The following is a 10,160-nucleotide window of genomic DNA, read 5'->3' on the forward strand; positions in this document are numbered from 1 at the left end:
AATCTCCTACGAACAGCTGGTCAATGGCTGCTGATAATATTTTAGTTTGGTCGTAAATTCGGGTGCTTTGTCTGGGCTGATGCCTTCCGTAATATTTACATCGCATGCGCCAATATTAAGCGTGAGTGGTGTGTCAAAGTTGATACTGGTAATTGGAATGAGAAACTGCGAGCGTTTTTTGGTGTATCTCAGCCCTACTTTCACCGCAATAAAACGGGCATCTTGCGGAATATTTAAGCTCAGATTACTGTCACGATTAGGAATGACACTAATCTCTTTCGCAGCTAGCGTTTCAACTTCAGTAAATTGGCTGTCTTCTTCTAAAAATGCTATATAAGCAGTACTCGCTGTACCTTGTGTTGCACGACCAGCATTGGCACTGGCCGATGCTTTAATACTTACTGGAATCGTCTGATGTTTTAAATGTTTTTGCAATGCCTCTAGCTGTTGTTGCTGCTCCTCTAGCTGGCCTTTGAGCTCCTGCAAGTCATCATCATTACTGATAAGACCTTTTATCTTGTCAGTAATACCAGACTCACCTGCTAGCTCAGAGGCGTTGTCATTTGAGCTACTAAATCTATCAGTGCTACATCCAGTTAGCGTGCCACTTAGCAATAGGCCTGTAACAATCAATGATATCGGCAGTGTCATACATCTGTTCATATTTTCAATTTACCTTGAAGTATTATTGTCATTATTGACTGGTCAAAATCTCTGCCATTTCTGGGTGGCCGAGCACCCCTTTTTTACGTAGTTCAACATGACCAAGATCCATCATGCGCCAGTCACCACCCCACACAAGTCCAGCAGACTTCGCTACTTTACCATATAATTTATAACCTCGCATCGCCCAAGGATCCTTTTCAGTAATGACAATCTTACCATTCCTAATAAAAGCACTGTCACCTGCCAAACCAAACTGATGATAGCTCTTGTATGATCCCGCTTTTGTCACGTGAGAACCTTTTTTAAGCAGCCTTGCCTGTCTTTCAGGGCTGCGATAACCTTCTAAAAGCACCATCTCATAGCCATATTGATCACTCATCACCTTATACACAGTCAACAGCCGTTGAACAAACTCTGAGTTCATTTTTTTCCAATTACGGTCAGCGTTCTTAATATTGATATCACCATTACTAAGATGTGACGCTAATATATCGCCTGAATAACCAGTGCTCTTATCTTGGACTTTTAAATCAGACAAATCAGGCTCAGGTAGCATTAGTGGTCTGTCAGTCTGAGGTAGGTTCGTCTGACTATCTGGCCAATAGCCATCATCCGCTGTGCTCGCTTGATAACTTGCAATTTCAGCATCTAGTTCAGCAAATAGTTCTTCAGGTGGCGTTGGTGGCGGACGCAAACGTTCTCCGATTAATAACTGGCTGATTTGATTGCTTGGGGTGCTGAGTGTCGTATCTTTCGCATGATATACCTCAAGAGAATAGTTGGTAATTAAGGCATAGCACAGCCCAGCAGTTGCCATAACAATCACTAACGACAGTGCTGATATGACTGGAATCCGAGAAATATCTATCCTTTTAATTTTGCTTTTTAATTGTTGTATATGAGCGCGCAACGGCTTTGATTGGGTCTTTAATGCTGAAGTGCGCATTGATGTCGACTTGGATTTAGCACTAAATAATTTCTGAAAAATTATCGTAATATTATTTAACAGTCGCGTGAATAGCTGCCTATCAAAAAGCATGACAATCATGATGATAGAGATAAATGTAAAAGCAGACACAATCACGTAAATCATAAATAAGCGGCAACAATTGTTAAAACGATAAAGATGAAGGCAAACAGGCGTTGATAAATTCTATTTCGCAAGTATTATATAGACAAATCGTATCTGTTTAAAAGAAAGCTGACTTAATTATACTAATAAAAAAAATTTAACCACATTAAACGCCTCTAATATCTTTTTATACTGCCCGTATACTGTCTATATTTACTGCTATTTACCGCATATCGTTGCTATCGCTAATTATTGTAGCGCCATCTCATTCGATAAAGACCTCTCAACTGTACAATCCTCTTACAATCTAGCCACAGGTAAGTGAAATAAAGTCGCCAAATATAGTAGAAAGAAGTCTATTAATACCATAAAATATGGTCTAGAAAGTTTGATTACATGGTAATAATTATAATAACAACCCAACACATAGGGAGTTCAGATAAGTGGGCGCAAAAAAAATACTGTCGTACAGCCGTTTTATTTTAGGCGCATTTTTAGCAGTCTACCTTCTCTTAGTCTGGATGTACTTTAAAGATAACGCCCGACAGCTTACTTCTTCTGGCTTATTGCTGTGGTTTGTCGCTATTCCTATACTATTATTTGGTACTATCATGGCACTCCTATGGTGGCAAAAAAAACTGGATAAGCAAGAAAGTCAGGCGTCTGACACCCTTGATGAGACTTCAAATAAAAAGGAAAGTGCCAAACTACCCGATACTTATCAACTATTTGTTTTTAGCCGTATTTGCTTACCTGAGGGCGACAGTTGGTCTGATGTCATTAATAACGACCAAGATCTGACTTTATTAAGTGATGAACTGACAGACTTCGATGGCTTGCCAGTGTTGGTAAAGCCAATCACTAGACTTGCTGATGCTACATCACTACCCTATCGCTATATATCTGATGAGCCCTCAGACGATATAACATTACGTTTATGCTCATTAATTCATGAGCAGCTTACTTTGAGTGAGGAATTGTGGTCTACCCTTGCTGAACACCTCGATCAGTATCAACAAGATAATACTCAGCCAAACTCAGCTATTAATGTCCACCCTGAATGGCAACAACATTACTTGGTTGGTTCCGAAGAAAAGCATAAGGAAGATACAATAACGGCAACCTCCGTTGCTCACCTATCCACTCTACCTATCTATTTATGCCTACCTATTGGAGCCGACTCTGCACCTCTGATTGCAATAGTAAAAGAACATTTAGCCACCTACGGTATTCCCGAGACCTTACTCTCTTTTACACTGATCGAGACCAATAATGATGATGCAAAAGACTTAGAAAACAAAGGTGAAAGCGACCCGGCGAGCTTCATCAATGAACACCTCACATCATTATCACTGTCAGCAATGCCTGAAATGCGCTTACTTATCATTGCAGATACACAGCTGAGTGATGATTGGCTCGATACGCACCTACACTCACAGCAAACGTCTAATATCGTTCCTACTGAGGCTGGTGCATTGCTAGTGTTTTTTAATAAAGCGGCTCAAGACTTACTCAACATTGAGACCAGCACCAGCGTTTTATTGACAGAGGTGCATACACCTGATGCTAAACATCACGATAGCCATGGTACTGAACGCATGAATAATAGACGTGGTTACCTAAACCACTTAACAACTATTAAAAATTTATTGATAGATAACGAACTGTCATTAGTACCGACTAATACGGCATCGCCAAAAACGCTAAACAAACCCACAACAAAGCCAGACGACACCGAAACCAAGACTAATGTTGCACCATTAGATACTAGTATTACCGCTATATCAGACATTAATCCATCAACACAACCTTATGATATGTCAGTATATATGAGCTTTGTTGAGGCGTTTATCACAAAAGGCGCTCTAGTAAATGAATACCATTTAGGGCATTATATGCCATTGAATAACTGGTTAAAGCCATTTATTAGCCTATCGTTGTTCGTTAACTTAGCAGAAAAAGACCAACAAGAGTCAGACAGCGTATTTTTGATTACTCAACATAAGCATTGCTCTATGCTGTGGTTAGCAGATGACTTTCAGAAATCAGAACCATAGTTTTTGGCAATACAGTTTTTGGCAATACAGTTTTTGGCAACATGGCTTTTAACGACCCAACTTTTGGCAGTATGGCTTTTAGCAACATCAATTTGATGACGTCATTTTGATTAGTAGTATCGTTGTAGACACTCATTTTATTATCTTAAGATTACACTAGGTAGCACGCATGTTTTCAAGGTTTTTTCATCTTATCTATAACCCAAGAGTGCTAGTAGCTTTGGGCATCATAGTCGCCTTAGTCTTGTTATATGACTATGTCCCTCTTAAAACCTTTTTCATGATTATCGGTATCCTAATTGCATGTATCGTATTAGGTTTTGTCGCCTACTATCTATGGAAAAAGCGTAAAAAAGCATCAGAGGATCTGGCAGATCTGGTAGAAGACAATGCCAATGAAAGTGCTAGTAAAGAGGCTACTAATAAAGTAAAAGATGAAAACACCCAAGAGGTGCAGGCATTACGTCAGCAAATGCAAGACGCTATTAAGACGATTCGCAAGTCAAAACTTGGTGATCAAACAGGTAAAGCGGCATTATACGAGCTGCCATGGTACATGGTCATTGGTAATCCAGCAGCAGGAAAAAGCTCAGCGGTACTACACTCCGGCTTAAAATTTCCATTTATGGATCAGACCAACAAACTGTCTGTAAAAGGGGTTGGCGGTACACGTAACTGTGATTGGTTTTTTTCAACCGAAGGGATTTTGCTTGATACAGCTGGACGTTATTCTGTCTATGAAGACGATCGCTCAGAATGGCTGTCTTTTTTAAGTTTACTTAAAAAGAACCGACCTAAAGCGCCTATTAATGGCATTATCATCGCTGTTAGTATCGCTGAGCTGACCAAAAATGATCCAAACTATGCACTAGATTTGGCCAAAAATTTACGCAGTCGTGTCCAAGACTTAACCGAACAACTAGAGGTCTATGCGCCTGTTTATGTAGTATTTACCAAGATGGATTTGGTTTCAGGCTTCCGTGATTTCTTTAACGACTATGAGCAAGAAGAGCGCAATCAAGTATGGGGCGCAACCATCCCCTACCCTGAAGACCCTGACAATATAAATATTACTGATGTGTTTGAAGACCATTTTGGTATATTGGTCAACGGTCTGAAGGATTTAAGTACCACCAAACTGTCTTTGCGTCATCAGCGGACTGTCTCTCCCAGTCTTATGACGTTTCCTATGGAGTTTCAATCGTTACGTCCGATGATACGGACGCTGATGCATGCTTTGTTTGAAGACAATCCTTTTCAGTTTAAGCCAATCCTGCGCGGATTTTACTTTACCAGTGCCTTACAGGATGGGCAAGTTAGCAGCCAAATGACGCTGAAAATGGTACAAAACTACGATTTGCGTCCACCTGCTGTACCACTCAATGCACAGCAAGAATCTGCAGACAAGCCTTATTTTTTACAAGATTTATTTTCAAAAGTCATCTTAAAAGACAAGCATCTCGTCAAACAACACAAAAACCGTAATAAGCGTGGTCATCGTGCGATTGTAACTCTCGCTGCCGTGGTTGCATTGTGTGCAGCTGCCGGTCTGTGGACATGGTCATACACCAATAATAAACAACTCACTGAACGCGTTGTCGCCGACTTACAACAAGTCGCCGAGCTACAAAAAAATGCTAATGGTGATCTGCAGTCGCAGCTTGAATCACTTGATATCTTGCAAAGCCGTATAGAACAACTCGAAGGCTACGAAGAAGACAAACCATTGTCTCTAAGCTTTGGGCTGTATCAGGGCGATAAGCTGAAACAAAAGCTATTGGCTGAGTACTATAACGGTATTAATATTATTGTGTTGGCACCTACCAAACAAAATCTCGAACAGTTTCTGTCAGAGGTAAATTCAAATGCGGCACAGCTAGAAGTGCGTACAGAAGAAGCCTCTGACGATACGGCTGAAGAAGAAGTCTCTAATGACGCTTATATCCAGTCTGACCCTACAGACGTTGAAGATGCTTATAATGCTCTGAAAGCCTATCTGATGCTAAGTAGTCATGAACATCTCGAAACCAGTCATTTGAGCGATCAGATGACGCGTTTTTGGCGTAATTGGCTTGAATCTAACCGTGCGGATATGCCACGTGACAAAATGATTCGTCAAGCCGAGCGCATCTTGAGCTTCACACTGGCTCATGTCGATGATCCTGCTTTCCCACTTATTCAAAACGACTTGGGACTGGTAGACAACACACGCAATACTCTGTCAAAAGTTAGCAAGGGGCAACCTGCTCGTGATCGGGTCTACTCTGAAATAAAAATGCGTGCCTCTGCCCGTTTTCCATCCGTAACAGTCGCCCAAATCACTCAAGATACTGCCAATGAAACCTTACTCGGTAGCCACGTTATTTCAGGCACCTTTACCAGACAAGCATGGGACTCTTTCGTCAGTGATGAGATCGACAAAGCAGCCACTACTAGAGTGGTAGCAGATGATTGGGTACTAGCAACCAGTAGCCAAAACGATCTTACGTTGACAGGCAGTCCTGAACAAATAAGACAATACTTGGTCAACCGCTATAAACAAGAATATATCAGCGAATGGAAGCGGTTTTTATCACAAGTATATATTCGTGATAGCAAGGGTTTCGATGATCATGCAGTGCTATTAAGTCAGCTATCTAATGCGGCAGATTCACCATTAAAAACCCTGTTTGTAACGGTTGATCGTCAGACTCAGTGGGACAATAAAGCATCTACTCCAGCTGCTGCAAATGGTGGTGAATCTCGACGCTCATTTGTCAATTGGTTTAAGCAAACCATATTGAGACAGAGCCCAGCCGAACTGCGACAGGCAGAAGCAGCTTTGGGTAACAGTGGTGGTACTAGTAACACCTCAACTCCTGCAGCACCATCAGGTGTGATTGCCCAAGAGTTCTCATCCATACATGCATTAGTCGTACCCAGAGAGGACAATCAAGACTTGTCTTTATTAGACAATTACTTAGCAAGTCTAGGTGACGTTAGAACACGCTTCAATAATATTGCGCGTAGTGATGATATCGGTCCTGATGCTTTATTGTTTGCTTCACAGACGCTCAGTCCTGATGGCTCAGAGTTGACCAAGTCGCTACAAATTTTGGATGAGCAGATACTTAGCCAAGCCAACTCTGAAATTAAAAAACTTGTCCGCCCATTATTGAGTGAGCCACTAACGCGTTCATTCAATATGCTACTGACACCAACTAAGGCTGAAATTAACAAGGTATGGAAAGCGCAAGTACGTAAGCCTTTCCTTGATAATCTAGAGAAAAAATACCCGTTCACTGCAAATGCCAACTTAGAGGCAACACCTGCAGAGATTGGTCAGTTCTTTGGTGAAGATGGCTATGTGGCACGATTCGTTAATGAAACCCTATCACCCTTTATCATTCGTCGCGGTGATCAGATATCGAGCAAGATTTGGAACGGTGCAGGTCTAGGCCTGAACCCACAGTTTGTCGCTGATTTTGGTCGTTATTTCACCAACTATACTGGTAACAGTAGCGCTGGCCCTGCTGGTGGTACTAATGCTAACGGTGCGGCTAACCAAACCACATTCCAGATTATGCCATTACCAGTTAGTGGCTTGACTGAATATACGATTGTGGTCGACGGTCAGCAGCTTCGCTATCGTATGGGCACCCAAGCTTGGACCACATTTGTATGGCCCAACCCAAGTAGCCAGCCTGGTGCTAGTATCCGGGCCAAAGATTATGACGGTAGAGACTTTACTGTGTTTGAAGAAGCGGGTAGCTTTGGGGTAGAAAGAATGATCAATAGTGCTCGCCGCACTGAACTTGGCGATGACATCTTTGAGATGGCATGGTCAGGTGATGGCATTACTATTCCAGTACGCTTTAGACTGATTAGTGGCAGTGGTGGTGGCACTACCCCTCAAGGCCGTGCAAGCAATCCATTTACTGGTATGAAGCTACCTGATGAAGTAATCGCTCTTGGTGTTACACGTTCGGCAATGCCGGTCTCTGACAGTAATTCAGCTAACGGTAATGAAGCTAACAGCGGTACATCAACTGGGCGCCCAGTAAACAGCCCGACTGCGCCACGCAGTGAAGACAATGGTACAACGGAGCCAACACCAGCACCAAATGCGTTGAACTTGACGCCCACGACTGACGACAGTGACAGTGACAGTGACAGTGACAGTGACAGTGACCAAACTGACACGCCTACTACCACAACGGATAGCAATACAACCACAACTGACACACAGGAGCCAACGCCGTGACTCCTGAATCGTTACCTTTAGTATATTTTGGCAAACTGCCTGCCCGTGGCGATTTTGTACGGGCACGCACACACATTCCTGAAAGCAATGCCATTGATGAGTGGGTCAGCAAAGCTTTAGTCAGCTCAGAAACACTATTTAGCGACAGATTGGTAGATAGGACGACAACCAACAAAACAGCTTTTTTAAACTTTAGTCACGTGAATACCACATCCAATGAGATTATCACCGGTGTGCTTATTCCTAGTCACGATAGCAGTTATCGTAACTATCCGATTATAGGTTTTGGCGTCCAGTATGTTGACAAGCCAAAAAGCTGGATGAATTATTTACCAATTAAGTCTGCTACCATTTGGGACGATACACAGGAAATCCTCAGCATAGCTAAGTCTAAAACTGACAATGCTGAGTTGATGGACTACCTCAACCACAGCCAGATTAGAATCAATAATAATGCCAGTACTCACTATTACGACTTTATCAATACCTCTACTTTGCAAGATATCGCCATATTGATGAACATCGATAAATCACAATTGATACAGCAAATCATCGCCACTGGCTTGTTGTTTTTGCCTACTTTTGCCAAAGGCTTTCAAGGTCTTAATAAAGTCATCTGTTGGTCACTCACTTCTGATAGAGAGAACTCCATACATATGGCAACTTTTTGGCATGATTTGATCAGTGGGTTTTATCAACCACATCAACTCTATCTGAATACTTATCTCTACCGTGTTTCTAATTGCTATCGCCTACTATTGAGCTTCACAAAACCTGATGGGCATATACTGAGTCAAATATCAGAGAGCGAAGACAGCTATCCCGAAGATTGGGTGGTTATCTCTCATAGTGACTGGACGCAAGGTTATATCGATGAGGATATCGGACTGACTCGCTTCAATAAAGTCTTGTTACAAGACAACCTCTACCTGTATGATACTAGGCAATTGTTTAAGAAGACGTTTTTGGCACAATAATCGTGCATCAAAAAGATGATATTACGATAGGCGGTCATCGCTATATATCAGACACCTATATTTGATAATTGCTCAATACTATTAAGATTAAAAAGGCACTTGAATGAAGGTCCTCTCTAACATACTAAACTCCAAGCTAACGGGTCACTCAAAAAAATTGCTGTTAGCGGCTGCTATAACACTACCCATCAGTGCGGCTGTCGTTGCAGCGCAGAATAATGGTCTAACACCAAACGTACCTGTCGTCATCAAAGGTGTGGTTGCGACTAGCTCAGACAAGCAGCAGCTTATAGAGAAGCTAAAGGCGCAATATCCCGATAAAACCATCCGAGATGAGATCGAAGTACGGTCGAATATCAGTATACCGACCAACTGGCAACAGATAGCCACAGCCATTATCGATAGTGACATCTCTAATATTAGTCAGGGCCGTATCGATATTCATGGTACAACCATTAGCTTACATGGCAAAGTAAGTAGCTTGGAACAAAAACAAGCAATCCAAAATCGTATTTCTACACGCCTAACCGACCTCTATCAGTTAGATAACCAGCTGGTCATCGTAGAAGGTGAACAGCGCCTCATCGATGAGACTCTTGGCAACCGTATTGTCGAGTTTGAATCTGGTAGCGCTAATCTCACGCCTATGGGGCTTGGTATTTTAGATGATATGGCAGGCGTGTTGCAGCGGGTCGGTGATAAACCGGTCACCATCACTGGGCATACAGATAATGTCGGTAACCCTACTGCCAACTTAGCCCTATCCAACGATCGTGCTGAAGCCGTCAAGCAGTATCTTATCGGTCGAAACATCGATGCTGCTCGGCTTAGTACGACAGGTAAAGGTGACACAGATCCTATCGCTAGTAACGATAATGAAGAAGGGCGGACTCGTAACCGCCGTATCGAATTCACCCTCGAGGAATAACATTGTCGTTGAATAACATTGTCGTTGAATAACACTGTCGTCAAATAACAATATCGTCGAATGATGTTGCCACACGTAATGATAATGGCAGACAAACACTTATGTTTTGATGCCAACGCTCAAAAAAACATAATGCCGTTGCACAAAGAATAGGAACACTACCATGCTTCGCTTGACCAACACCGTGCTGCCCATGCACCCTGATAGGCTATATGCT

Annotated in this window: 6 protein-coding genes; 4 read left to right on the forward strand and 2 right to left on the reverse strand. The window is 42.2% G+C overall.

Features of this window, described 5'->3' with window-relative positions:
• Window positions 1–6 precede the first annotated feature (6 nt).
• Both ACT3QP_RS09160 and ACT3QP_RS09165 read right to left on the reverse strand, forming a co-directional pair.
• Complete coding sequence (locus ACT3QP_RS09160; protein ID WP_192519943.1) at window positions 7–651, reverse strand: hypothetical protein; 645 nt, start codon at window positions 649–651, stop codon at window positions 7–9.
• Window positions 652–694: 43 nt separating this feature from the next.
• On the reverse strand, window positions 695–1,612 hold the full coding sequence (locus tag ACT3QP_RS09165) for a M15 family metallopeptidase (RefSeq protein ID WP_225739230.1): 918 nt from the start codon (window positions 1,610–1,612) through the stop codon (window positions 695–697).
• Window positions 1,613–2,181: 569 nt separating this feature from the next.
• Between ACT3QP_RS09165 and ACT3QP_RS09170 the strand changes: the two genes are divergently transcribed.
• The 4 genes from ACT3QP_RS09170 to ACT3QP_RS09185 all read left to right on the forward strand — a co-directional run bounded on the left by ACT3QP_RS09170 (window position 2,182) and on the right by ACT3QP_RS09185 (window position 9,943).
• Window positions 2,182–3,795 (forward strand): hypothetical protein, encoded by a 1,614-nt coding sequence (locus ACT3QP_RS09170; protein ID WP_444525270.1) that lies wholly within the window; start codon window positions 2,182–2,184, stop codon window positions 3,793–3,795.
• A gap of 169 nt (window positions 3,796–3,964) precedes the next feature.
• Complete coding sequence (tssM, locus tag ACT3QP_RS09175; protein WP_444525271.1) at window positions 3,965–8,038, forward strand: type VI secretion system membrane subunit TssM; 4,074 nt, start codon at window positions 3,965–3,967, stop codon at window positions 8,036–8,038.
• The gene (tagF, locus tag ACT3QP_RS09180; RefSeq protein WP_192519947.1) at window positions 8,035–9,015 is read left to right on the forward strand and encodes a type VI secretion system-associated protein TagF; all 981 of its coding nucleotides are present in this window, start codon (window positions 8,035–8,037) and stop codon (window positions 9,013–9,015) included. Before tssM ends, tagF begins: the two co-directional genes overlap by 4 nt.
• 103 nt (window positions 9,016–9,118) lie before the next feature.
• Entirely contained in the window at window positions 9,119–9,943 is an 825-nt protein-coding gene (locus ACT3QP_RS09185) for an OmpA family protein (protein WP_192519948.1), read from the forward strand.
• The last annotated feature ends 217 nt before the right edge of the window (window positions 9,944–10,160 follow it).

It is taken from the genome of Psychrobacter sp. AOP7-B1-24 (assembly GCF_052376215.1).
In the GTDB taxonomy this organism is placed as follows: Bacteria; Pseudomonadota; Gammaproteobacteria; order Pseudomonadales; family Moraxellaceae; genus Psychrobacter.

Bases quoted from the DNA above. Each gene is read 5' to 3' on its own strand.
- tssM (WP_444525271.1), top strand. From the start codon at position 3,965: ATGTTTTCAAGGTTTTTTCATCTTATCTATAACCCAAGAGTGCTAGTA.
- ACT3QP_RS09185 (WP_192519948.1), top strand. From the start codon at position 9,119: ATGAAGGTCCTCTCTAACATACTAAACTCCAAGCTAACGGGTCACTCA.
- ACT3QP_RS09160 (WP_192519943.1), bottom strand. From the start codon at position 651: ATGACACTGCCGATATCATTGATTGTTACAGGCCTATTGCTAAGTGGC.
- ACT3QP_RS09165 (WP_225739230.1), bottom strand. From the start codon at position 1,612: ATGCGCACTTCAGCATTAAAGACCCAATCAAAGCCGTTGCGCGCTCAT.